The following is a 23,975-nucleotide window of genomic DNA, read 5'->3' as shown; positions in this document are numbered from 1 at the left end:
TCTTAGGAGTGAATGATTTGAAAAAGAAGAAAATAGTATTTTATGAAACGTATTATTCCTCCTTTACTGGTGCTCAACAATCTTTATACTGGCTCTTAAAGGGTTTAAATAAAGATAAATTTGAACCAATAGTAATTACACCTGGTAAGGGAGAATTGATTAATAAGGCTAAAAAAATAGGTATTAAAGCCAAAGTTATTAAGTATTCTTCTAATTTAAATGTTTTTGATGGAAAGATAAAGGGATATTCCTTTTTAAAGAAGTTATTTGTTTTAATAAGTCTTATAAGATATAATATTTCATTTTTGAAGTATTTAATAAAAGAAAAACCGGATATTTTATATTGTAATAATTTACGGGGAGTATTAACAATTGGTATATTAGCAAAATTACTTACAATACCTTTGCTCTGGTATGTTAGAATTGACACTTCAAATGGTATTTTCGATAAAATAGGGACAAGATTGGCTGATAAAATAATAACAATATCTGAAGGGGTAAGAGATATATTTGATGAGAAATATTTGAAAAAAAAGGCATACAAATTTGAGACTATATATACGGGGTTTAATTTAAAAGAATATGACGATAATAAAGGAGCTAAATTCAAGTTTGATGAAGAAATTATTATAGGGACTGCTGGTTCTATTACTCTTAGAAAAGGCTATGACGATTTTGTTGATATGGCCAGAGAATTAAATAGAGTAGCAAAAAACATTAAATTTGTAATAGCAGGTGAACCACCAAGGAATAGTGTAACTTATTATAATAAATTAAAAAGAAAAATAAAAAACTATAATTTAGAAAAAAAAATTAAGTTTGTTGGTTGGGTAGATGATATTACTGATTTTTTATCTTCTATTGATTTATTTGTTTTATGTTCTAAGAATGAAGGTTTGCCTAGAGTAGTAATAGAAGCTATGGCAATGGCTAAACCTGTAGTTGCTACTAATGCAGGAGGGACAAATGAGGCAATTGATAATGGAAAGACTGGTTTTATAGTAGATAAGGGTAATAAAAATGAATTAGTTGCAAAGATAGAATATATGATTGATAATAAAGAGGAAATGAAAGAAATGGGAAAAGAGGGCAGAAGAAAGGTAGAGAATGATTTTTCTTTAAAAACATATATAAGTAAATTTGAAAATTTATTGGATAGTATTTAATAGATATTATTGTAAAAATAAAATGAAATTAAGCAACTTAAATTAGGATTATGTGAGGGTGTCAATAAGTGTCTAAAGCAAAGATCTTACACATTATTACCAGACTAGCTAATGGAGGGGCAGATGAGAATACCCTCTATACAATAAATTGCCTGGGTAATAAAAAATATGATATAGATTTAATGATAGGTAAAGAAAATAATTCGGGTATGATGGAGAACCTAAATTTAAGAGAAGGTATCAGGCTTTATAAGATAGATAGTTTAGTGAGGGATATATCCCCTCTAAATGAAATTAAAGCGGTCTGGCAAATGTATAAAATTATTAAAAAAAACAAATATGATATTGTTCATACCCATATTGCCAAGGCAGGTGTTTTAGGTCGGATAGCTGCCAAGATGGCAGGTGTTCCTATAATTATTCATGGAATACATGGTATAACGTTTCCTGACACAATACACCCTTTAAAAAAGTTTTTGTTTAAGAATATTGAGAGGTTCTGTGCTATTTTTACAGACCACTTTATTACTGTTGGGGAAGATATGAAGAAGAAGTATCTTGAGGCTGGTATAGGGGAAGAAGATAGATATACTACTGTATACAGTGGTATGGAGTTATCCAGGTTTTTAAATGTTTCAGAATATACTCTAGAGAGATTAAAACAAATTAAAGAAGAATTAGGGATTGATAGTGATGACTTTATTATTGGAAATGTCTCCAAGATACAAAAGAGGAAGGGTTATATATATTACTTGAATGTTGCCAGGAATATTTTAAGTAAGTATGATAAAATTAAATTTCTCATTGTAGGCAGTGGTCCTTATGAAGAAGAAATTAAAAAACAGGTAAGTGATATGGGCTTAAGTAAAAATGTTATTTTTACTGGATATAGAACCGATGTAGAGAATATGTTTGCCATCATGGATATAAAGGTTTTGACCTCTTTATGGGAAGGATTACCCCGTGTACTGGTACAGGCTGCAGCGACAGGCAAGCCGATAGTTAGCTTTGATGTAGATGGAGCCTGGGAGATTGTTGAAGAGGGAAAGAATGGCTTTATAGTCCCGCTGAAAGATACTGATGCCATGATAGAGAAAATAATAGGATTAATTAATGATAATAAATTGAGGGAGAAAATGGGTAGCTATTCCAGAACTAAGGTAAATAATAAATGGACAGTTGAAAACATGGTGAAAGAAATAGATATGATTTATGCGGGACTATTAAAGGATAAAGGGTTTAAATTTCTAGATGGGTAAAGGTGAGCAAATGGAAAGTTTATTTAAAAAATTTAAGAAAAGATATCAAGATAATGTTGGGGATATTAAATTGGCTAGATCTCCACTGCGTATTTGCCCCCTGGGGGCTCATGTTGACCATCAGGAGGGATTGGTTACCGGGATGGCTCTTGATTCCAGTGTTGATATGGTCTTTGCTGCTAATGATGATGGATATATCCGGGTTCAGAGCCTGGACTTTCCTGATGAAGAATACTTCCATATAGATAATGTCCCGGAGATGATACCTGACACATTTTATACCAGGCTTGCTTTAAGCCTGGTATAATTGTATAATTATGACAGAGACTAAGTTTAGAATTTATGAGGGGGATATGTGGATGAAGATACCTTATGGGATATCTGATTTTAAATCACTAAGGAAAGAAAGTTATTTATATGTCGATAAGACTAATGTAAGCGTCAAATATAACCCACATTCCTTACAGCCGAAATCTATGAGATAATTTCCCTGAGGGAGGTTATTTGAAGATGAATAACAAACGTGAAATCTGGATTGAAAGAATCCAGGATTACAAAGCAAGTAGTTTAACTGCTGCCAAATGGTGTGAAGAGAATGGTCTAAACATTAATTCTCTAAGATACTATATTCATAAATTTAATAAGGAAAAGAAAGAACAGGAATCTAGTCAAACTAAATGGACAGCTGTATTTCCTGCCCGAGCAGAAAATAACAATTCTGAAACTAAAACCATAAAAATAACTATAGGTCAGGCGATCATAGAGGTCGTTCCAGGTTTTGATTCTAATACTTTTGAAACTCTTATCAGGATTCTTAAAGAACAATGTTAAATCAGCATCATATCAATAAAGTATATTTATCCCTGGGGCCTACAGATCTTAGGAAATCAATCAATGGCCTATCCTTAATAGTTCAGGAGAGTTTTAAGCTCAATCCCTTTTCTCATGACCTCTTTGTCTTCTGTAACAGAAAGCAGGACAAGCTCAAAATTCTGGAATGGGATAATGATGGTTTCTGGTTACACTACAAACGCCTGGAAAAAAGCAGATTCAGATGGCCTGATGGTACTACTGGCTCTACAGTAATGATTGATGAAAGACAATTCAGGTGGTTACTTGATGGTTTATCTATTCATCAAAAAGGTGCTCATCCTGCCGTTAAAGAAAGAATAATCATCTAAAATAAACTTTAGACAAAAGGCTCAAAAACATTGTAAAATCAGAGCTTTTACGCTTAATTTTAGTATCTTTTTTCTCCTAAAAATGATATAATAAACTTATGAAAACTACTGATAAATCAACGACTATACAAGTTAATAAAGAAGAAAATCAAGAGCTATCTTTAGAAGATAAAATTGCAATACAGGCTCAACAAATTGAAGAATTGACAGCTAAATTAAACTGGTATGAGGAACAATTTCGCTTAAACCAACAAAGGCGATTTGGTGCTTCTAGTGAAAAATCTAATTCTAATCAGTTATCAATTTTTAATGAGGCTGAACAGGAAGCTAAGGTCAGTCTCAAAGAAGCTGAACTTGAGGAGATTACATATAAAAGACGTAAGGGCAAAAACAAAAAGAAAAAGTCCTTCGAAGATCTCCCTGTTGAAGTCATTGAATATCATCTAGATGAAGCTGAGCAGATCTGTCCGCAATGTGGTAAGCAACTTCATGTCATGAGTAAGGAAATTAGAAAAGAATTAAAGATTATTCCTGCTCAGGTTAAGGTTGTTGAACATGTTCGTGATGTTTATGCCTGTAGAAATTGCGAAAAGGAAAATATCACAACTCCAGTAATTACTGCTCCTATGCCTAATCCAGTTTTAAAAGGGAGTTTTCTCTCTCCATCGTTACTGGCATATATCATGGATACCAAATATTCTCAAGCAGTACCTCTTTACAGACAGGAGAAACAATTTAAGAATTTTGGCATTGAGCTATCCCGTCAAAATCTGGCTAACTGGGTAATCCATGGAGCCAACAACTGGCTTAACTATCTATATGATAGAATATATGAATATTTATTAAAAGAAGATATCGTACATGCTGATGAAACTACACTTCAGGTTTTATCTGAAAAAGGTAAAGCAGCTAAAAGCAAATCATATATGTGGCTCTATGCTACTGGAGTTTCCAGTCCACCGATCTACTTATATGAATATCAACCTTCCAGGGCTAATGAACATCCGAAGAAGTTCTTAACTGGATTCAGTGGGTTTCTTCAAACCGATGGCTATGCTGGATACAATAGTGTTCAGAACGTCACCCAGCTCGGATGTTTCGCTCACGCTAGACGTGGTTTCACAGATGCCTTAAAGGCATTACCTAAAGGCTCTGTTCACTTAAAAACTAATGCTGAGGAAGGTCTGAATTTCTGCAATCGACTCTTCCAGATTGAACGGGACTTAAAAGACTTATCAGCTGAAGAAAGATATCAAAAACGCCTTGAACAAAGCAAACCAGTTCTGGAGGCCTTTTTGTCATGGCTAAAAATCAAGGAACAACAGACTTTACCTAAAAGTGGTCTCAGCAAAGCTATTAAATATTGTCTCAATCAATGGCCTAAACTAGAAGCCTTTCTCCTGGATGGTAGACTAGAGATCAGTAATAATCGGGCAGAAAGAGCAATCAAGCCCTTTGTTATTGGGAGAAAGAACTTTCTATTTTCCAAGTCGGTAAAAGGAGCTACAGCCAGTGCCATTACTTACAGTATCATAGAGACCGCCAAAGCAAACAACTTAGTACCATTCTTTTATCTAAAATATCTTTTTGAGAAACTACCCAACATTGATCTACAAAATATTGAACAATTAGATGAATTATTACCTTGGTCTCAATCTATTCCGGAAGAATGCAGGATTCCTCATAAGAATTAGCCTATCATAATGTCCTCAATTTTTCCAGGTGGGGACGTTTTGACGCTTACTTTATAACCGGTATATCACCAGTTATGTTAGATGATTTGACCAGTGGTTTTAATATTGCTAGCAATATAACCATGAATAAACTGTTTAATGAAATGTTGGGTTTTACTGAGAAAGAAGTAAGGGGTATCATAAAAAAGCTGGCTATAGACATTGATCTAAATAAAGAGGAATTATTATTTGAGTTAAGGAAGAACTATAATGGTTATCTCTTTAACAAAGACAGCAGAGAACGAGTCTACAACCCGGATATGGTTCTGCATTTTTTTAGTCAATGGTTGATGACTGGGGATTACCCTGACCAGTTGATAGATGATAATGTTCGGACAGATTACGGCAGGTTAAATAGACTGGTAGCTAATGAGGCTAACCGGGAGGTTCTGGAAGATATTATTATCGAAGAAGGGATAGTAGCTGATATTATTACCCGTTTTTCCTTTGATATGATGTATGATGAAGACTATTTTGTCTCACTCTTATTTTATATGGGTTTATTGACAATTGGAGAGATAAGGTATGGCAAAACCAGATTGGAGATACCCAATCATGTGACACGGGTTATCTTCTGGGAGTATTTTGAGCGCAGATTAAAAAATCAATATCAAATATCTTATGATGTAGAAGAGATGGCTAAGTCTATCTGGCAGATGGGATTTGATGGGGAGATAGAGCCCTTTCTGTCATATATCAGTGAGAATGTACTACAGAAGCTATCTAACCGTGATTTGATTAATTTTTTTGATGAAAAGTATATAAAGTTAGTTTTGTTTTCCTATTTGGTTACCAGTAATCTCTACCGTCCTGTAAGTGAAACAGAAGTAGAGAATGGCTATATAGATATCTATCTGGAACGGGATATACGGATGCCAGATGTCAAGTATGAATGGATTATAGAATTAAAGTATTTAAAGAAGAATGAACAGGATAAATTGGCAGAGGTTAAGAGAGGGGGACTAAAGCAGTTAGCAAGATATGCAGCCAGTCATAAGTTTAAGAATAAAGATAATATTAAACAGGCTTTATTAATCTTTATTGGTAAAGATGAATATGAATTGATAGTATGATACCGGGACGGTGTGAATGTCTATCAAAATAGGTGTTTGATTCTAGGGTGAATGATTATGAAGAAAAAATTATTGTTAATAGTATTTTTGATAATGATATGCCTGGGTGGTCTGGTTTTATTTGCAGAGAATGATTTTGAATCAGATTCTGTGGGACTGCAAGGACTGGACAGGGTTTTTATTGACTATGTCTATGATGGTGATACTGTCAGGACAGCTGATGGTGAAAGAATCAGGTTGATTGGACTGGATACCCCTGAGATGAACTGGGAAGAGGGGGAGGCAGAGTTTTATGCCCGGGAGGCCTTTGAATACACCAAGAAAAAGTTATTGGGACATAATGTCTATCTGGAATATGACCAGGAGAAAAGGGATAAATATAATCGTATCCTGGCCTATCTCTTTTTGGCAGACGGGAGTTTTTTTAATAGAAAACTATTAGAGGAAGGATATGCCAGTCTCCTCTTGGTACCACCTAATTTAAAATATGCAGCAGAGCTGAAAGAGGCAGCAGATTATTTAAATAAAGAGGTTATAGTTAGGGGTAAGGTGGTAAAGACCTATCAGTCAGAGAAGATTATCTTTCTGGACTTTAGCAAGGAAGGAAAAGATAACTTATATCTAATTATATTTAAACATAATCTTAACAAATTTGATTATAATCCCCTGGAATTGTTACTGGAAAAAGAGATTAAGGTCACCGGTAAGGTTGTGGAATATAAAGGCAGATCAGAGATTATTATTGATAGTCCACTGCAAATATTTATTCTGTGATACGTATTTATCAATTAGAAGATTAGCCAGGCTTGCTTTAGGCCTGGTATAATTGTATAATTATGACAGAGACTAAGTTTAGCTTTTATGAGGGGGATATGTGGATGAAGATACCTTATGGGATATCTGATTTTAAATCATTAAGAAAAGAAAGTTATTTATATGTTGATAAGACTAATTATATTTCTAGCTTAGAAGGGATAGGGAGTAAATATTTATTTTTTATTCGTCCGCGTAGATTCGGTAAGAGCCTTTTTTTATCCACCCTTGCTAATTATTATGATTTGAATAATAAAGAGGAGTTTGATGAATTATTTGAAAGCTTATATATTGGGAAAAACCCTACTGAACTAAAAACAAGTTATCTAATCTTAAAATTTAATTTTTCAGGTTTAAATACCGATAGTAAAGAAAAGTTATACCTCTCTTTTAAGGAAACTATCAGGCAGGCGGTTATAGCTAGTTTATCTAAATATAGAGCTTTGTTTATAAACTATCAGGATATAGTTAATAAATTAGAGGAATTAGAAGATGTAAAATCTATTTTAAACTTTTATATTGAGAAGGTGAAAGACGCAGGTCAAAAAGTATACTTAATTATAGATGAATATGACCATTTTGCCAATGATATTATTGCTATGGGGGACAGTGATTTCTATAAAGAAGTAATCAGGGCGACAGGTTTTGTTCGGGATTTTTATGAAACAGTCAAAATAGGTACAGAAAGTGTGATTGACCGTGTTTTTATAACCGGTATATCACCAGTTATGTTAGATGATTTGACCAGTGGTTTTAATATTGCTAGCAATATTACTATGAATAAACTGTTTAATGAAATGTTGGGTTTTACTGAAAAAGAAGTAAAGGGAATAATAGAAGAGTTAAATATAGATTTAAATAAAGAGGAGTTATTGTCTGAATTAAGAAAGAACTATAATGGCTATCTATTTAACAAAGACAGCAGGGAACGGGTCTATAACCCGGATATGATTCTGCATTTCTTTAGCCAGTGGCTAATGACAGGGGACTACCCTGACCAGTTGATAGATGATAATGTCCGGACAGATTACGGCAGGCTAAATAGACTGGTAGCCAATGAGGCCAACCGGGAGGTGCTGGAAGATATTATTATCGAAGAAGGGATAGTGGCCGATATTATTACCCGTTTTTCCTTTGATATGATGTATGATGAAGACTATTTTGTCTCACTCTTATTTTATATGGGTTTGTTGACAATAGATAAGCAGTATAGAACCAGGCTCCTCTTAAAAATACCCAATTTTGTAGTAAAAACAATCTTCTGGGAATATATTGAGAAAAAAATATCAGAAGAATATCAAATCAACTTAGACCTCAATGAACTCAGGAAGTCAATTGAAGAAATGGCCTATGAAGGTGAGATTGAACCATATATAGACTATATAAACAATCATGTCTTTAAAGCCTTTTCTAATCGTGATCTGATAAATTATGATGAAAGGTATATCAAAGTAATTCTCTTTGCCTATCTGGTGGACAGTAAGGCCTATAAACCATATAGTGAAACAGAGGTAGAAAATGGATATATAGACATCTATCTGGAACGGGATATACGGATGCCAGATGTCAAATATGAGTGGATCATAGAATTAAAATACTTAAAGAAGAGTGAGCGGGATAAGTTAGCAGAGGTTAAACAAGAGGGATTAAAGCAATTAGAGAGATATGCAGCCAGCCGTAAGTTTGAGGATAAAGATAATATTAAACAGGCTTTATTAATTTTTATTGGTAAAGATGAATATGAATTGATAATATGACACCGGGACGGTTACTGGATAAGTTAGGGAGAGAAATTTGCCTTGCTGCGACTTCACTAATACCTTCACTATCCTAGGTGCTTTTCTTCTTTAATCAAGCCTATAATTTTTATAATCCTTTTAACCGAATCTGGGTTCAAATCCTCAGTTTCTTTAAGAAGGAGTTTCAGGTCTTTCCGTTTGGATATTTTTTGAGCAAGGTATATTATCTCCGGGTTTAGATGTTCGCTTTTATCAGAGTTGTTTTTTTCTTTATATCCCAGTAAATAGTCCAGGCTGCAGTTCAGAGTCTGGGCTATTTTTATAAGGGTGTTATATGGTGGCATTTTCCCTTCACTTTCATATCCTGCAACTGTAGTGCGTTTAATTCCTATTTTTTTTGCTAATTGTTTTTGAGTCATTCCCAACTCGTTTCTTGCTTTTTTGAGTTTCTTTCCGAAATCCATTAGATAAGCCTCCAATTATAAAAAATAAAAGTCCTTGAAAGTGACAAAAAAAGAAATTAACCCTTGACAAAGACCCTAATAGGGACTATAATGTTAAGTAGAATGTCCCATAAAGGGACTATAAAGAACAAATATTTACTTAATAAACTACATTATTACTTTTACCAATTAAATATACTACACTTTGAACTTTCCCAATGTAAAAAGGATAAAATATCTAAAAGGGACAGAGCTATCCCTGGGTTCTTTCCTGGAAAGGAGGTATTAGATAGTATATAGACAGGGTAACAGATAACAGTTGGCGACTGTTTTTTAGTAAGTTTATAAATAATTATACCATATGGACAAGTCTTTGTAAATTTGTGGTAGGCTGGTCTTAATGGTTCCCGGGAGGGGTTGCTGTGCTAAGAGAAGAAAAACGACAAGAAGATATACCAGAATATCAACCGGGAGATAAGATATACAAGTTATTCAATCACGATATAGTATTAATAAGGGGAAAAGATGAAGAATTTATCATTAAAATTGTCAGCCTAAAAAAAGAATAATTGTGTTTCACCTGGGGCCCTGGGCCGGGATTATTATTTATCCTGGTCCATTTTTTTATTTGTATAGTTTAAATTTTAAAAAACGAAAAGGAGATGTTAGATTATGAAAAACTTAAGGACAGTATTTTTGCTGGTTTTAATGGTGATAATGATGTTTAGTGTTGTTGAGGCAGCAGATGATTTGACAGTAGGTATATCCTTTCAGCAGATGAACAACCCTTATTTTATTGTTATGAAGGAAGCCTTTGTCTCTGCAGTTGAATCTATTGGTGCTGATTACATTATAACCGATGCCCATCATGATGTGGCCAAACAGGTTAGTGATATAGAGGATATGATTCAAAGGGGGATAGATATATTAATTATTAATCCCACAGATACTGTCGGGGTACAGGCAGCAGTTGAACTTGCCAAAGCAAAGGGTATAGTTGTGATAGCGGTTGATGCTGATGCTGCCGGTCCCAGGGATGCTTATATCTCTTCTGAAAACTATGATGCTGGTTACCAAGCAGGTAAATTTATGGCAGAAGAGTTGAATGGTCAGGGCCGGGTTGCGATTTTAAACGGGATTCCTGCTGATGGAATCTTGGACCGGGTAAACGGTTTTAAAGATGCAATCAGTGGATATCCAGATATAGCTATTGTTGATAATCAAAATGGTAAACAAGAACGTAGCACGGCTATGACCGTAACTGAAAATATGCTGCAGGCCAATCCTGACCTTGATGCTATCTTTAGTGTCAATGATACTGGGGGATTAGGCTGTTATTCAGCTATTTTGGGTTCAGGACGTGATACTTTTATGGTTAGTATAGATGGACACCCTGAAGCAATAGAAGCTGTTTTAGATGGGGATATTTTTAGGGCAACAGTAGCCCAGTTTCCCCGGGATTTAATCAGAATGGCTTTAGGAACCAGTCTGGCAAAGTACTGGGGAGCAGAGAGGGTCCCTGAAGATATAAGGGTTCCAGTAAAGTTAATAGATACTAATACTGCGGTAGGTTTCAGTTGGTAAAATGTTTTGCGCTTCAGATTCTTTCTGAAGCGCTTTTACAAAATTACTAAAAAAAGGGGGGGGAAAAGGTGTTGGGAGATAAGATATTACAGATAGCCAATATATCAAAAGGGTTCCCCGGTGTTTTAGCTTTAAATAAGGTAAGTTTTGATGTAGCAAAGGGAGAAGTTCATGCACTGGTAGGGGAAAATGGAGCCGGGAAATCAACATTAATTAAAGTTTTATCAGGGGTTTATACTGCTGATAGTGGTAAGATTTTTTTAAAAGGTAAAGAGATTAATTTAAATAGTCCTAAAGAGGCTCAGGAACTGGGTATTAGTATTATCTATCAAGAGTTTAGTCTGGTTCCTTACTTAAGTGCTGTTGATAATATTTTTCTAGGAAGGGAACTAAAAAAGAAGGGATTACTTGATAGAAAGAGGATGAAAGAAAAAGCATTGGAGATATTAGCTCAAATAAAAGTTAAGGTAAACCTTCAGAAAGCTATAGCTGAGTTAACTGTAGCTGAACAGCAGTTTATTGAAATAGCCAAGGCTTTATCTTTAGAGACGGAGATTTTGATTTTAGATGAACCAACAGCAAGTCTAACTGAGAGGGAGATAAATGATTTATTTAGATTAATTAATACTTTAAAAAAACAAGGAATTACTATGATTTATATATCTCACCACTTGGAAGAGATATTTAAGATTGCTGATAGAGTAAGCTGTTTGAGGGATGGCCAGTATGTTGGCACAGAACTGGCAAAAGATTGTACTCAGGAAAAATTAATAAAGATGATGGTTGGTAGTGAATTAAAAGATTTATTTCATAAGCCTGTTCCAAAGAAAAATTATCTTATTGATGAAGTCTTATTAGATGTTAAGAAATTGAGTAGGGATAATGTTGTTAAAGATGTTATTTTTAAATTAAAGAAAGGAGAGATACTGGGTATTGCTGGTTTAGTTGGTGCTGGACGGACAGAGACTATCAGGGCTTTAATTGGGGCAGACACTGCTACAGAAAAAGAAGTGTATCTGGAAGGAAAAAAGGTAGAGTTGAATAACCCTGCTCAGTCCTTAAAAGCTGGTATTGGACTAATTCCAGAAAACCGAAAAACCCAGGGCTTAATTTTAGGAATGTCAGTTAAGGATAATATAAGCCTAAGTAATTTACAAGGTATAAGAAATAGGAATGGATTTATTAATCAAAAAATGGAAATTAAACAGGTAAGAAGGCTGGTTAATGACCTGTCTATTAAAACCCCTGGTTTAAAACAGGCAGTAAAGAATTTAAGTGGTGGTAATCAACAGAAGGTTGTTCTTGCTAAATGGTTGAATAGGGATTGTAAGATTCTTATTTTTGATGAACCTACCAGGGGAATAGATGTGAAGGCCAAAGCAGAGATACATAGTTTGATTCAGGACCTGGCTAATCAGGGGATTGCCATTATTGTTATTTCATCTGAGTTGCCAGAAGTATTAAATTTGAGTCATAGAATAATGGTAATGCATAAGGGTAAGCTTGTTAAGGTGTTTCAAAGTAAAGAGGCTAGTTCTGAAAAAATAATGTATTATGCTACTGGGGGAGGAGAGGAAGATGGGAAAAACAGTGTTTAGTGAGTCAAAAAATATACAATTTAATTTTAAAGAAATATTTAAAAACCAGTTTTTCTGGACGTTCAGTGGGTTTTTAGCTTTGTGTTTATTAATGATTGTGTTTTCAGATAAATTTTTAACTTACTCCAATATGATCAATGTTCTAAGACAGATATCTATTAATGGGGTTATAGCGGCAGGAATGACCTTTGTGATTTTAACTTCGGGTATTGATCTTTCTGTTGGTTCAGTGATGGCTTTTAGTGGAACAATTATGGCCGGGGCTATGGTGAACTGGGGTTTAAGTCCTATTCTGGCGGTAGTTATAGGGATATGTATAGGATTAATTTTTGGCTTAATTAATGGTAGTCTGGTGGCTTTTTTAAAGATGCCAGCAATAATTGTTACTCTAGCAATGATGGAAGTACCCAGGGGATTGGCTCTATTATATACAGGGGGATATCCTTTATCAGGTATTCCAGAGTCATTCGCTGTTTTGGGGAGGGGATATTGGTTTAACATAATACCTGTACCAGTTGTTATTATGTTATTTGTTTATTTGATTGCCTATTTGATTTTAAATCACTTACCTATGGGTCGTTATATTTATGCTATAGGTGGAAATGAAGAAGCAGTACGCTTATCGGGTATAAATGTTAGACTCTACAAAATTATTCCTTTTGTCATCAGTGGAATAACTGCTTCTGTTAGTGGTGTTCTAATAACATCTCGCCTTATGTCAGGACAACCAATGGTTGGAACTGGTTTTGAATTAGATGCCATTGCTGCTGTAGTCCTGGGAGGTACAGATATTGCAGGTGGTCGGGGGCAGATAATCGGCACATTACTTGGTGCATTAATACTGGGGGTTTTAAATAATGGCTTAAATCTAATGGGGATTTCTCCTTATGCTCAAAGGGTTGTTAAGGGGTTGATTATTGTAATAGCTGTTTATTTTAGTTCAAGAAAAAACAATAAATAAAAAGGGGATGAATTATTTATGAGTGTATTGGATAAATTTCGCTTAAATAATAAGGTGGCAATTATAACTGGAGCAGCTCAGGGTTTAGGTAAATCAATAGCTAAGGGAATGGCTGAAGCAGGAGCCAGGATAGTAATTGTAGATAAAAATTATGAAAAGGGCAGTAAAACGGCCCAGGAGATAGCAGAGATTGGTGTAGAAACACTGGCCTGCCAGGCTGATGTAACTAAAGAAGATCAGCTTAAAATGATGTTAGCAGAAGTACTGGAACAGTTTGGTCAGGTAGATATTCTGGTCAATAATGCTGGTATTTGTAAACATATAGCAGCAGAAGATATGATCCTGGAAGACTGGCAGGAGGTAGTGGATATCAATTTAACTGCTGTCTTTTTATGTTCAAAGCTAGTAGCTCTCTATATGTTAGGGAATCAACAGAAGGGTTCGATTATCAATATGGCTTCTATGTCTGCTTATATTGTCAACTATCCACAGGCTCAGTCTTCTTATAATGCTTCTAAAGCCGGGGTTATTCATTTAACAAAGTCTCTAGCAGCAGAATGGGCAACAGCAGGTATTAGGGTCAATGCTATAGCCCCTGGTTATATGGCAACTGAGATGACTAAAGAAGATGTACAGAATAAGCCAGAAATAACCAGGAAATATTGGATAACCCCTACTCCTATGAAACGCATGGGACAGCCTGAAGAACTTCAAGGTGCAGCTGTTTATTTAGCATCCGAAGCCTCCAGTTTTATGACTGGTAATACTATGATTATTGATGGCGGCTATACTATTTATTGATAGTTATTATAAGCCGGAGCGGATATTCTAGTAGCCGGAACTTCCAGTATATTTAAAGATTTGAATCTTAAGACCAATCTAAAAAAATTCCGTCAAGGGTTAAAACTAACGTGTCACCGGGATGATTTCTTGTCACAATCTAATCCACCATGGGAATCTAGTTCCTATGGTGGATTTTCTATATTCTGGCAGGAATTTGCGGAGGATTGGTGAATTATACTATAAATTTTTAAAAGATTGAGGTTGTTTATGGTAATGGGAAAGGAGAAGAGGAGATGAAAGATACTTTTAAATTTATTAAGAGTCCTCTGCAGATGGTTGGGTTTTACCTGGTCTGGATTGAAACAGCCCTGGCAGCCAGCCTGTGGCCCTTAAAGGGGCATGATGAGTTATTAGTGATTTTACTTTACGCAGTGGTAGGTATTGCTCTTATATTTTCACTTGCTATGGTTTTTGTTTTGATTTTTCTTGTTTTAAAAGAACCCCGCTGGCTCTTTAATCCTTCTGACTATGACCCCAGTGTACAGGATGAGCTCTTTAAACATGACCATAGTATTAGTGAAGCCAGTTTGGCCCGGGATGAGGCAGCTGTAGTTAAGGTTGGTGATAATAATGGACAGGCTTAAGTTACAGTATTCCCTTATCTGTCAAAAAGATGAAAGGTCTGGTTTTAAAAACATTATACATGGTTTTACAGCGGGGAGGGCACCAAATTTTTATGTTGTCAATAAATGGGTCTGGGATACTAATGATGAACTGATAGATGGGTTCTTTCAGGTGACTGAGCTTATCAGGGATGGTGAGATAGTAAGTTCTTCACAGTCAGACCTTTTTATGATAAAACTGGCCCATACCCATCACAATCTATTTGCAGGGATAAGTTTTACTAAAGAAGGTAATTACCGCATAAGGGTCAATCTCTTTGACCAACAGGGTTCATTAATTGAAGAAGGTTCACTGGAGTATCCACTATTTATAGCATAATATGATGCCGGGATGGTTTGTTTGTCACAGTGGAGGTTAGCCAGGCTTGCTTTAGGCCTGGTATAATTGTATAATTAGAAAAGAGATGGATTAATAGATATAATAGTGGAATAGGCATGAGGAGGACGTATATGAAATGAATAACCTAACACACCTTGATCAGCTTGAAGCCGAAGCGATCTATATCATTAGGGAAGTTGCTGCAGAATGTGAGAAACCAGTAATGCTTTATAGTATCGGGAAAGACAGCTCTGTGATGTTACACCTGGCCATGAAGGCCTTTTACCCTGAAAAACCACCTTTTCCCTTTATGCATGTTGATACTACCTGGAAGTTTAGGGAGATGATAGAGTTCAGGGATAGAAAGGCAGAGGAATTAGGTATTGAAATGATTGTCCATACCAATATGGAAGGTGTTGCAAAGGGAATTAACCCCTTTGACCATGGTCCTGCCTATACAGATATTATGAAAACCCAGGCCTTAAAACAGGGCCTCGATAAATATGGTTTTACAGCTGCCTTTGGTGGGGGTAGAAGGGATGAAGAGAAATCCAGGGCTAAAGAAAGGATTTTTTCTTTTAGGAATTCTGCCCATGCCTGGGACCCAAAGAACCAGCGCCCTGAAATGTGGAAACTTTATAACACCAGAATTAACAAAGGTGAGAGTATAAGGGTTTTTCCTCTCTCAAACTGGACTGAAAAAGATATCTGGCAATATATCAGGAGAGAAAACATCGATATCGTCCCCCTGTATTTTGCTAAAGAAAGACCGGTAGTCTATCGTGACGGAAATATTATTATGGTAGATGATGATAGAATGAGGTTTTTAGCAGGGGAAGAGGTAGTTATAAAAAAAGTTCGTTTTAGAACCCTCGGCTGTTACCCTCTGACTGGTGGTGTGGAATCAGAAGCAGATACCCTGGATAAGATTATAGCAGAAACCCTGGGTGCTGTTTCCTCTGAAAGAACTAGCCGGGTAATCGATCAGGAAGAAGCTGCCAGTATGGAAAGGCGTAAGAGGGAGGGGTATTTCTAAGATGAAGAGCTTACTGAAGTTTATTACCTGTGGGAGTGTAGATGACGGCAAATCTACCTTGATTGGACATATGCTCTATGATGCCAAATTACTATTTGCTGATCAGGAGAAGGCCTTAGAACTGGATAGTAAGGTTGGTAGTAGAGAGGGTGAGATAGACTATTCCCTTCTGCTGGACGGGTTAATGGCTGAAAGGGAACAGGGGATTACTATTGATGTAGCCTATAGATATTTTACGACAGACCATAGGTCATTTATAGTGGCAGATACCCCAGGACATGAGCAGTACACACGGAATATGGCAGTAGGGGCTTCTTTTGCTGACTTGGCTGTTATCCTGGTAGATGCCAGCCAGGGAGTGCTAGTGCAGACCAAGCGACATACCCGGATCTGTTCTTTAATGGGAATCAAACATTTTGTCCTTGCTGTTAATAAAATGGATCTAATCCATTATGATAAACATCGTTTTGAAGAGATTAAGGCTGAGTTTTTAAGGCTTACTGCTAGTTTTGATATAGAGAGTATTGAGCTTATCCCTGTTTCGGCTACAGAAGGGGATAACATAACAGAGAAATCTATTAATACCTCCTGGTATAAAGGTCTTCCCTTACTATCTTACTTAGAACAGATCGATGTAAGAGAAATTGTTGATAAGGATAGTTTTATAATGCCAGTACAGAGGGTAAGCCGGCCCAATCATACCTTCAGGGGTTACCAGGGCCAGATTGAGTCAGGCCAGATTTCAGTAGGGGATGAGCTCTCTACCCTGCCTGCTAATGAAAAGGCCAGAGTAAAGAGTATCCTGGTGACAGACCAGGAAAGCGATTCAGCTACTTCTGGGCAACCTGTTACCATTCAACTTAACCGGGAAGTGGATGTATCCAGGGGTTGTGTTCTACTTAAAGGTAAAGACCTTAAACCAGCAGATATGTTTACAGCTACCATACTCTGGATGGATGATATTGACCTTGTAGCTGGCCGGAACTACCTGATAAAAGTAGGTACCAGGATCCTTCCGGCAACGATTATGAATATTAAGCATAAGATTGATATTGATACAGGCAAACGTATTCCGGCAGACCGGCTTTTTAAAAATGAAATGGCCTTATGTGATATTTCTTTAGCTGAAAAGGTGGTTTTTGATAAATTCAAAAATAACAAGGCCTTAGGTGGTTTTATACTGATTGATAGAATCAGTAATATGACTTCAGCCTGTGGTATAATTGAACACCCTTTAAGGAGGTCTACTAATGTTGTCTGGCAGAATACCGATGTTAGCAGGGAAATCAGGGCAGAACAAAAAGGGCAGAAGCCACTAACTCTCTGGTTTACCGGTCTCTCGGGTTCAGGCAAATCGACACTGGCCAATGAAGTAGAAAAAAGGCTGCTTGCTATGGGTAAACATACCATGCTTTTAGATGGTGATAATATCAGACACGGTCTTAATAAGAATCTGGGTTTTAAGGAATTGGACCGTGTTGAAAACATTAGGAGGATTGCTGAGGTTGCTAAATTGATGAACGATGCTGGCCTTATTACCATTACTTCTTTCATTTCGCCTTATGAAAAAGACAGGGAGAATGCCAGGGAAATCATTGGGGAAGAATTTATTGAAATCTTTGTCAGTACCCCATTAGAAGAATGTGAAAAAAGGGATGTTAAGGGATTATATAAGAAGGCCAGGATAGGGGAAATCCCTAACTTTACTGGGATATCCAGTCCCTATGAAAAGCCAGTTAGTCCCCATATTGAGATTGATACCAGCCAGTATACCATTGAAGAAGCTACAGATACTCTTATTAACCAGATTATTAAATATCTGGAATAAGATATTTTTAAAAACTACTACCATAAGTTTAATGGTAGCAGTTTTAAATATAAGTTATAGGGGAAGATAAAATGATACATGTGATTTTAATACCACTGTTTGCGGCAGTATTTCTGGCGATTAATATGGGTGGAAGTTGTGTTGCAGCTGCTTTTTCATCTTCATATGGAGCAAACCTAATCAGGAAGGATTTAATTCCTGGTTTATTCGGGGGCTTTGTTCTGTTAGGAGCACTATTTTCCGGTGGGAAGGTAAACCGGACTATCGGTGGAGGCATTGTAGCTGAGGCTCATTTTACAATAGCTATAACAACAATAATGTTACTTTCTATTGCTTTATCTATTCTCCTGGCCAATCTTTTAAGAGTACCTCAATCCACCAGTCAATCAACTGTTTTTGCCTTAATGGGTATGGGAACATATCTTGCTGATATTAATACTCGGAAACTAATTCTGGAGATTGTACCAGCATGGTTTTATCTCCCGGTACTTTCTTTTCTCTTTACATTTATTTTAGGTAGGTTTATCTATAAGCCGATCAGTGATAAAAAGATAGTAAACTTTGCTACTATTCGAAAACACCCCCTTATCAAGTATTCGGTTATTTTAAGCTCCTGTTATGTAGCTTATGCCATTGGGGCAAACAATGTAGCCAATGCCAGTGGGCCGATATTTTCACTACTAAACAACATTATAGATGCAGCAAATATGCAGATACTGATTATTATTATGGCAGTTTTAATAATTGCCTCCTGGTTTGGAATAGGGGCTTCAATTTTTAGTAGTCGTGTTTTAGAAACAACTGGAAAGAAGATTATTAACTTTGGCCCTTTAGGTGCACTCTCTATTTCTGTAGTGACAGGCAGTTTGCTAATTTTTGCTTCTGTTTATGGAGGTATTCCTGCAGCACTGGCCCAACTCAATGTCGGGGCCATACTTGGCTTGGGGGTATATAAGGAGGGTTTTAGGAATACTTTTAATAAAAAAACCGTAAAAAAAATTTTTGTGGTCTGGGTTATTGCACCAGTAATGGCATTCATTATTGCCTATTTATTGATGAGTATTTATGGTATGATGTGATACCATAACACTGGATGGTTTGTTTGTTAGACCAAAGGCACTAAATCAGGTTTGCTTTAAGCTTGGTATAATTGTATAATTGTTACAGATAATAGGAGGGGCTTAAGTTATAAATAATTAAAAGGCTGGGTAAATACTATGGAGATAAAGAATTCTAAAGAATTAAAGAAGTATAACCGTTATATAATACTGAATCAAATAATTGAACGACAACCGATTTCTAGAACAGAATTAGCAGAAATATTAAATGTTTCTCATACTACTATTTCTCAACTTGTTAAAGAGTTAATAGAAGAGGATTTGGTTGTTGAATCATATACAAAATCTACTGGAGGAAGACCTCCAAAGATATTAAGTTTTAAAGGATATAACAAATATATTATTACATTGAGTTTTAAAGAGACTGTTATTTCTTTGGCTATATTTGACTTAAACTTTAAATTATTACATGCTGAAAAAATAAATGTTAAAGATAATGAGTTGACAGGTTTAATAGAAGTAATAGGGGATGTTTTAGAGAGACTGATCTTAGAAAAAAAGATTAAAAAGAAGCAAATACTTGCTATGGGAATTTCAGTACCAGGTATTTATAAGGACAATCAGGATCTTATCATTAGCTCAACAGCTCCGTATCTTAATGGCCAAAGTTTAATGAAAAAAATAAAAAACAAGGTTGATTTCTGTCCTGTCTTTATACAAAATGATGCTAATATTGCTGTACATTATGAATGGAATTATATGTTAAAGAAGCGGTATGATAATTTGATTTTTATCTATATAGGGGATGGTATTGGAAGTGGTATAATCATTGGCAATAAGTTGTACTCTGGAAGCCATGGTAATGCTGGTGAACTTGGCCATATGCAGGTTAAATCAACGGGCAAAAGGTGTATTTGTGGGGGTACAGGTTGTTTGGAAATGCTCTCTTCTATTAAAGCAATTGAAAATGAATTTAAAGAAAAAGTATATTTTACGATTGATGAGATTATTAAAGGTTATCTATCGGGTGAGGAGAAGTGTAAAAGGGTAATAGATAGAGCTGTGAAATACTTTGCTAGGGCATTATCTAGTATGGTTAGTTTTTTTGATCCAGAAATAATAATATTGGGTGATTTTCATAATCTTTATAGAGGAAAAATTAAAGATAAATTGGAAGAGGAGATGAAAAAATCACATATTTTTTGTGTTGAGGACCGTCCTGAACTAATTTTGCGTAATGATAGAGGGGATTACCAATTTTCCGCTTTATATATCTATGTCTTTGAACACTGGAAAAAAGAAATTTAATAATAGAGTCTGTTCGAAAAGTATCAGTATATATCGCCGGGGATTATATATCTTTTTGAATACATACTAATAATTAAATATTGCTGCTACAATCAAAAACTAAGTAAGACAGAGATGAATTCACTTAGTTGTATTTAATTGCGTTGTATAAGACTTTATTGAAGATAAATTAATTTGACTGTTTCAAAAAAATATAATAAACTTATAAAAAGTAACATTATTTTTTAACAACTTTTTAAAAGTTGTTTTAAAAGTGTTAAGAAGTAGGAGGCCAAAATAAAAAAGGGGGATAACAATGAATTTAAGAAAAAGACGGGAAACTATTGTGGTTGTTTTTATTATGACACTAATTGTTTTATTTGCGTTTGCCATTAGTGCTAATGGGGAAACGATTCGAATGATTAGTATGAAGCAGGCTGGTTGGACACCAGAGGAATATGATCAGATTATTCAAGAGTTTAAGAATCAAAATCCTGATGTTGATGTAGAATTAACATTGGTTGGGTATGATGCTCTACATGATAAACTGATTACTTCTATTTCAAGTTCAAACCCGGCTTATGATGTGGTGCTTGTAGATGATATTTGGGTTCCACAATTTGCAGCAGCAGGTTGGCTGATGGATGTTACAGATAAAATAACAGATAATATGAAAGAAGAGGTATATGATAAAGCCTGGCAAATAGTTGCTTATAATGGTAGGGAATGGGGGCTGCCCTGGTTACTTGATCAAAAATATTTATTTTATAATGCTAAATTATTAAAAGAAGCTGGTATAAAAGAACCTCCAACTACTTGGGAAGAGTTAGCTGAGCAGGCAAAAATTATTAAAGAAAAGGGTATAGTGGAATATCCAATTATCTGGAGTTGGGCTCAGATTGAAGCATTAATTTGTGATTGGGTGACCCTCTTAGAAGGTAATAATGGGGATTTCTTTACTATGGATAATAAACCAGCATTTAATAGTATAAGAGGTGTAGAAACCTTAAGCTGGATGAAGCAGACAATTGATAATGGTATTACCAATCCAGCTAGTTTAGCAGCTGATGAAGAAGAGGTTAGGAGGATTTTTTCTCAAGGTAAAGCAGTGTTTGCTTTGAACTGGGTCTATATGTATGATTTATTAAATGATCCCGATGAATCAAATATAGTTGATCAGGCAAAAATGTCTTTAGTTCCGGTTTTTGCTGCTGCTCAGGAAAGTGGTATTAAGAGTGCAACTATCACAGGATCAATGGGTTTTGCTGTGACTAATAAATCTCCACATAAAGAGCTTGCTTATAAGTTAGTTGAGTTTATGACTAGTAAGGATATTCAAACTAGATATGCTGATCACATTACCCCAATGTGGAAACCTGTGATGCAACAGAATGAAATAATTGAAAAACACCCAGTTATATTCCCAATTTTTGATAAACAGTTTCCCTATTGTTATGCTAGACCAAAAGTGCCTTATTATACAGAGGTATCAAAGATATTGCAGACTTCATTACAGAATGCTCTAGTAGGTAAGGTTTCTGTGCAAGAGGCATTAGATAATGCTGCTAAGGAAGTAAAGGAGATTCAGAGTAGATGGTAGGGTGGATTATAGTAAAGCGGAGTCTAGGGCTCCGCTTTTAATCTAGTAGTATTGGAGGTAAATATGAACTATAAGAGAATAAAAAATAAAATTGAACATGATGAAGGTCTACTCGGGTGGATATTTATTTTACCAGCAATTTTAATAATTGTGGCGATCATATTTTATCCTATTTTAAGAACCCTCTGGTTAAGTTTAACTTCTTATTCACTTGCTTACCCCTGGAGGAACAAATTTGTGGGACTGGGCAATTATCTTGATTTTTTTTCTTCTGCAAAGTTTTGGGCAACTATTGGTCGAACAGCTTATTTTACTTTCAGTTCTACTGGTCTAGAAATAATACTAGGGATTGCTATTGCTATGTTAATTAATATGCATCTTAAGGGTTGGAGATTTTTACGTACGATTGTGCTTATCCCGTGGGCTGTTCCAACAGTAGTAAATGCAATTATATGGAAGTGGATTTATAATGCTGAATATGGGGCTTTAAACGGGCTGCTCCAGTCACTACATATTATTGATAAATACCAGAGTTGGTTGTCAGTACCCTGGCGGGCAATGAATATGGTTATCTTGGCTGATATTTGGAAGTGTACACCTTTTATTGTTTTGATGATTAGCGCTTCACTGGCTACAATGCCTGAAGAACTATATGAAGCAGGAGAGATAGATGGGACTTCTCGCTGGCAGAGTTTTAAATATATCACCTTACCATTATTGAAACCAGCTATTATGGTTTCACTGGTTATTAGAACAGTTGAGGCCTTCAAAGCCTTTGATATTATTTATGTTTTAACTAATGGTGGGCCAGCTAATGGTACACAAATAATAAGTTATATGACTTATCTGGAATCATTTAGTTTTTTAAATATGGGTAGGGGGTCAGCCTTATCTTTTATAGTATCTATTTTTATATTAATTTTAGCAATAATCTATATTAAAATTTTATATACTGAGGATGGGGTATAATGAGAAAGTATTCAAAAGGTATAAAAATATTCGGCTATTTAATGATGATTATTGTAGTAATTTGGATTTTAGCACCAGTTTATTGGCTGGTAATATCAAGCTTATCAACTCAAGCTGATTTACTTGTTAAGCCACCTGACTGGATACCTGATCATATAACTTTTAAAAACTATTTAAGTATTTTTGGTGATGAACAATCAGTTTCACAAACTGCCAGTATGTTTACAAAGGCTTTGTATAACAGTATATTTGTTTCTTTTTTTGTTACATTAATAAGTCTTTTAGTAGGTACTCTGGCATCTTATGCCTTTGCCCGCTTAAATTTCAAGGGCAAAAAAATAGGTATGTTAGCCATCATAGCTACCAGAATGATACCTGTAGTTAGTTTGATTATTCCTATATATATTTTATTAAATAAGTTAAGTCTATTGGATAATAAATTTTCCTTAATAGTTGTTTACTTATCATTTACTCTTCCTTTTGTAGTATATATTATGAGTGGTTTTTTTCAGGGTATTCCCCATGAATTAGAAGAGGCTGCCAGGATTGATGGCTGTTCAAGAATAGAAGCCCTAATTAGAGTAATTTTACCATTGTCAGGACCAGGTATTGCAGCTGTATCTATCTTTTCGTTTTTATTAGCCTGGGACCAATTTTTTTATGCTTTAATTTTAACAAACAGCTATGCATCTAAAACAGTACCAGTTGCTATAACAGAGTTCACGGGGCGTCATACAATTAATTATACTGCGATGACAACAGGAGGTGTATTGGCTGCCATTCCACCGATGATTATAGTAATTATTTTTCAGAGATTAATTATTAAAGGACTTACTTCAGGAGCTGTAAAAGGATAATGGAG

Annotated in this window: 25 protein-coding genes; 24 read left to right on the top strand and 1 reads right to left on the bottom strand. The window is 35.4% G+C overall.

Annotated features, from left to right (window positions below; all coding sequences use genetic code 11):
• The first annotated feature begins 17 nt into the window (after positions 1 to 17).
• The 10 genes from GM661_RS18045 (at position 18) to GM661_RS18000 (ending at position 8,982) form a co-directional block, all read left to right on the top strand.
• Positions 18 to 1,166, top strand: a complete 1,149-nt coding sequence (locus GM661_RS18045) for a glycosyltransferase (RefSeq protein ID WP_230868047.1) — start codon at positions 18 to 20, stop codon at positions 1,164 to 1,166.
• A 68-nt stretch (positions 1,167 to 1,234) separates the two neighbouring features.
• The gene (locus GM661_RS18040; RefSeq protein WP_230868046.1) at positions 1,235 to 2,425 is read left to right on the top strand and encodes a glycosyltransferase family 4 protein; all 1,191 of its coding nucleotides are present in this window, start codon (positions 1,235 to 1,237) and stop codon (positions 2,423 to 2,425) included.
• Positions 2,418 to 2,732, top strand: coding sequence for a galactokinase family protein (locus tag GM661_RS18035; RefSeq protein WP_230868045.1), 315 nt, complete (start codon positions 2,418 to 2,420; stop codon positions 2,730 to 2,732). Before GM661_RS18040 ends, GM661_RS18035 begins: the two co-directional genes overlap by 8 nt.
• 52 nt (positions 2,733 to 2,784) lie before the next feature.
• Complete coding sequence (locus GM661_RS18030; protein WP_230868044.1) at positions 2,785 to 2,910, top strand: AAA family ATPase; 126 nt, start codon at positions 2,785 to 2,787, stop codon at positions 2,908 to 2,910.
• A 25-nt stretch (positions 2,911 to 2,935) separates the two neighbouring features.
• A complete protein-coding gene (gene tnpA, locus GM661_RS18025) occupies positions 2,936 to 3,256 on the top strand; it encodes an IS66 family insertion sequence element accessory protein TnpA (protein ID WP_230868043.1) in 321 nt (106 codons plus the stop codon).
• Entirely contained in the window at positions 3,250 to 3,606 is a 357-nt protein-coding gene (tnpB, locus tag GM661_RS18020) for an IS66 family insertion sequence element accessory protein TnpB (protein ID WP_125989607.1), read from the top strand. Before tnpA ends, tnpB begins: the two co-directional genes overlap by 7 nt.
• A gap of 98 nt (positions 3,607 to 3,704) precedes the next feature.
• Positions 3,705 to 5,300 (top strand): IS66 family transposase, encoded by a 1,596-nt coding sequence (gene tnpC, locus GM661_RS18015; protein WP_230868042.1) that lies wholly within the window; start codon positions 3,705 to 3,707, stop codon positions 5,298 to 5,300.
• 74 nt (positions 5,301 to 5,374) lie between these two features.
• Positions 5,375 to 6,412 (top strand): PD-(D/E)XK nuclease domain-containing protein, encoded by a 1,038-nt coding sequence (locus GM661_RS18010; RefSeq protein ID WP_230868041.1) that lies wholly within the window; start codon positions 5,375 to 5,377, stop codon positions 6,410 to 6,412.
• A gap of 57 nt (positions 6,413 to 6,469) precedes the next feature.
• A complete protein-coding gene (locus tag GM661_RS18005; RefSeq protein WP_230868040.1) occupies positions 6,470 to 7,186 on the top strand; it encodes a thermonuclease family protein in 717 nt (238 codons plus the stop codon).
• Positions 7,187 to 7,290: 104 nt separating this feature from the next.
• Positions 7,291 to 8,982 carry an AAA family ATPase gene (locus GM661_RS18000; RefSeq protein WP_230868039.1) on the top strand — a complete coding sequence of 564 codons (1,692 nt, stop codon included), beginning with the start codon at positions 7,291 to 7,293 and terminating at the stop codon, positions 8,980 to 8,982.
• 68 nt (positions 8,983 to 9,050) lie between these two features.
• Here the strand turns inward: GM661_RS18000 and GM661_RS17995 are convergent, their stop codons facing one another.
• Positions 9,051 to 9,428: a helix-turn-helix domain-containing protein gene (locus GM661_RS17995; protein WP_230868038.1), complete on the bottom strand. Its 378-nt coding sequence runs from the start codon at positions 9,426 to 9,428 to the stop codon at positions 9,051 to 9,053.
• A 401-nt stretch (positions 9,429 to 9,829) separates the two neighbouring features.
• Here GM661_RS17995 and GM661_RS17990 point away from each other — a divergent pair, with 401 nt between their 5' ends.
• From GM661_RS17990 to GM661_RS17925, 14 genes are all read left to right on the top strand, one after another.
• Positions 9,830 to 9,976 (top strand): hypothetical protein, encoded by a 147-nt coding sequence (locus GM661_RS17990; protein ID WP_230868037.1) that lies wholly within the window; start codon positions 9,830 to 9,832, stop codon positions 9,974 to 9,976.
• 103 nt (positions 9,977 to 10,079) lie between these two features.
• Complete coding sequence (locus GM661_RS17985) at positions 10,080 to 10,991, top strand: substrate-binding domain-containing protein (RefSeq protein ID WP_230868036.1); 912 nt, start codon at positions 10,080 to 10,082, stop codon at positions 10,989 to 10,991.
• Between the two features lie 68 nt (positions 10,992 to 11,059).
• Positions 11,060 to 12,589 carry a sugar ABC transporter ATP-binding protein gene (locus GM661_RS17980; protein WP_230868035.1) on the top strand — a complete coding sequence of 510 codons (1,530 nt, stop codon included), beginning with the start codon at positions 11,060 to 11,062 and terminating at the stop codon, positions 12,587 to 12,589.
• Complete coding sequence (locus GM661_RS17975; protein WP_230868034.1) at positions 12,570 to 13,550, top strand: ABC transporter permease; 981 nt, start codon at positions 12,570 to 12,572, stop codon at positions 13,548 to 13,550. Before GM661_RS17980 ends, GM661_RS17975 begins: the two co-directional genes overlap by 20 nt.
• A gap of 18 nt (positions 13,551 to 13,568) precedes the next feature.
• Complete coding sequence (locus GM661_RS17970; RefSeq protein WP_230868033.1) at positions 13,569 to 14,351, top strand: SDR family NAD(P)-dependent oxidoreductase; 783 nt, start codon at positions 13,569 to 13,571, stop codon at positions 14,349 to 14,351.
• Positions 14,352 to 14,626: 275 nt separating this feature from the next.
• A complete protein-coding gene (locus GM661_RS17965) occupies positions 14,627 to 14,977 on the top strand; it encodes a hypothetical protein (RefSeq protein WP_230868032.1) in 351 nt (116 codons plus the stop codon).
• Positions 14,964 to 15,335: a hypothetical protein gene (locus GM661_RS17960; RefSeq protein ID WP_230868031.1), complete on the top strand. Its 372-nt coding sequence runs from the start codon at positions 14,964 to 14,966 to the stop codon at positions 15,333 to 15,335. The genes GM661_RS17965 and GM661_RS17960 overlap by 14 nt, the downstream gene beginning before the upstream one ends.
• 136 nt (positions 15,336 to 15,471) lie before the next feature.
• Positions 15,472 to 16,371, top strand: coding sequence for a sulfate adenylyltransferase subunit CysD (cysD, locus tag GM661_RS17955; RefSeq protein WP_230868030.1), 900 nt, complete (start codon positions 15,472 to 15,474; stop codon positions 16,369 to 16,371).
• Position 16,372: 1 nt separating this feature from the next.
• Complete coding sequence (cysC, locus tag GM661_RS17950) at positions 16,373 to 18,199, top strand: adenylyl-sulfate kinase (RefSeq protein WP_230868029.1); 1,827 nt, start codon at positions 16,373 to 16,375, stop codon at positions 18,197 to 18,199.
• Between the two features lie 71 nt (positions 18,200 to 18,270).
• On the top strand, positions 18,271 to 19,278 hold the full coding sequence (locus GM661_RS17945; protein WP_230868028.1) for an inorganic phosphate transporter: 1,008 nt from the start codon (positions 18,271 to 18,273) through the stop codon (positions 19,276 to 19,278).
• A gap of 138 nt (positions 19,279 to 19,416) precedes the next feature.
• A complete protein-coding gene (locus GM661_RS17940; RefSeq protein ID WP_230868027.1) occupies positions 19,417 to 20,565 on the top strand; it encodes an ROK family transcriptional regulator in 1,149 nt (382 codons plus the stop codon).
• A 295-nt stretch (positions 20,566 to 20,860) separates the two neighbouring features.
• Positions 20,861 to 22,144 (top strand): extracellular solute-binding protein, encoded by a 1,284-nt coding sequence (locus GM661_RS17935; protein ID WP_230868026.1) that lies wholly within the window; start codon positions 20,861 to 20,863, stop codon positions 22,142 to 22,144.
• Positions 22,145 to 22,207: 63 nt separating this feature from the next.
• Entirely contained in the window at positions 22,208 to 23,113 is a 906-nt protein-coding gene (locus GM661_RS17930; RefSeq protein ID WP_230868025.1) for a carbohydrate ABC transporter permease, read from the top strand.
• The gene (locus tag GM661_RS17925; protein WP_230868024.1) at positions 23,113 to 23,970 is read left to right on the top strand and encodes a carbohydrate ABC transporter permease; all 858 of its coding nucleotides are present in this window, start codon (positions 23,113 to 23,115) and stop codon (positions 23,968 to 23,970) included. The genes GM661_RS17930 and GM661_RS17925 overlap by 1 nt, the downstream gene beginning before the upstream one ends.
• The last annotated feature ends 5 nt before the right edge of the window (positions 23,971 to 23,975 follow it).

It is taken from the genome of Iocasia fonsfrigidae (assembly GCF_017751145.1).
GTDB classification, from domain to species: Bacteria; Bacillota; Halanaerobiia; order Halanaerobiales; family DTU029; genus Iocasia; species Iocasia fonsfrigidae.
This window is presented reverse-complemented; position numbering and strand designations above follow the sequence as displayed.

What these genes read in the sequence shown, in the direction of transcription:
- GM661_RS18035 (WP_230868045.1), top strand. Translation starts at nt 2,418, where the DNA reads ATGGGTAAAGGTGAGCAAATGGAAAGTTTATTTAAAAAATTTAAGAAA.
- GM661_RS18030 (WP_230868044.1), top strand. Translation starts at nt 2,785, where the DNA reads ATGAAGATACCTTATGGGATATCTGATTTTAAATCACTAAGGAAAGAA.
- tnpA (WP_230868043.1), top strand. Translation starts at nt 2,936, where the DNA reads ATGAATAACAAACGTGAAATCTGGATTGAAAGAATCCAGGATTACAAA.
- tnpB (WP_125989607.1), top strand. Translation starts at nt 3,250, where the DNA reads ATGTTAAATCAGCATCATATCAATAAAGTATATTTATCCCTGGGGCCT.
- tnpC (WP_230868042.1), top strand. Translation starts at nt 3,705, where the DNA reads ATGAAAACTACTGATAAATCAACGACTATACAAGTTAATAAAGAAGAA.
- GM661_RS18010 (WP_230868041.1), top strand. Translation starts at nt 5,375, where the DNA reads ATGTTAGATGATTTGACCAGTGGTTTTAATATTGCTAGCAATATAACC.
- GM661_RS18005 (WP_230868040.1), top strand. Translation starts at nt 6,470, where the DNA reads ATGAAGAAAAAATTATTGTTAATAGTATTTTTGATAATGATATGCCTG.
- GM661_RS18000 (WP_230868039.1), top strand. Translation starts at nt 7,291, where the DNA reads ATGAAGATACCTTATGGGATATCTGATTTTAAATCATTAAGAAAAGAA.
- GM661_RS17995 (WP_230868038.1), bottom strand. Translation starts at nt 9,428, where the DNA reads ATGGATTTCGGAAAGAAACTCAAAAAAGCAAGAAACGAGTTGGGAATG.
- GM661_RS17985 (WP_230868036.1), top strand. Translation starts at nt 10,080, where the DNA reads ATGAAAAACTTAAGGACAGTATTTTTGCTGGTTTTAATGGTGATAATG.
- GM661_RS17975 (WP_230868034.1), top strand. Translation starts at nt 12,570, where the DNA reads ATGGGAAAAACAGTGTTTAGTGAGTCAAAAAATATACAATTTAATTTT.
- GM661_RS17970 (WP_230868033.1), top strand. Translation starts at nt 13,569, where the DNA reads ATGAGTGTATTGGATAAATTTCGCTTAAATAATAAGGTGGCAATTATA.
- GM661_RS17965 (WP_230868032.1), top strand. Translation starts at nt 14,627, where the DNA reads ATGAAAGATACTTTTAAATTTATTAAGAGTCCTCTGCAGATGGTTGGG.
- GM661_RS17960 (WP_230868031.1), top strand. Translation starts at nt 14,964, where the DNA reads ATGGACAGGCTTAAGTTACAGTATTCCCTTATCTGTCAAAAAGATGAA.
- cysD (WP_230868030.1), top strand. Translation starts at nt 15,472, where the DNA reads ATGAATAACCTAACACACCTTGATCAGCTTGAAGCCGAAGCGATCTAT.
- cysC (WP_230868029.1), top strand. Translation starts at nt 16,373, where the DNA reads ATGAAGAGCTTACTGAAGTTTATTACCTGTGGGAGTGTAGATGACGGC.
- GM661_RS17945 (WP_230868028.1), top strand. Translation starts at nt 18,271, where the DNA reads ATGATACATGTGATTTTAATACCACTGTTTGCGGCAGTATTTCTGGCG.
- GM661_RS17940 (WP_230868027.1), top strand. Translation starts at nt 19,417, where the DNA reads ATGGAGATAAAGAATTCTAAAGAATTAAAGAAGTATAACCGTTATATA.
- GM661_RS17935 (WP_230868026.1), top strand. Translation starts at nt 20,861, where the DNA reads ATGAATTTAAGAAAAAGACGGGAAACTATTGTGGTTGTTTTTATTATG.
- GM661_RS17930 (WP_230868025.1), top strand. Translation starts at nt 22,208, where the DNA reads ATGAACTATAAGAGAATAAAAAATAAAATTGAACATGATGAAGGTCTA.
- GM661_RS17925 (WP_230868024.1), top strand. Translation starts at nt 23,113, where the DNA reads ATGAGAAAGTATTCAAAAGGTATAAAAATATTCGGCTATTTAATGATG.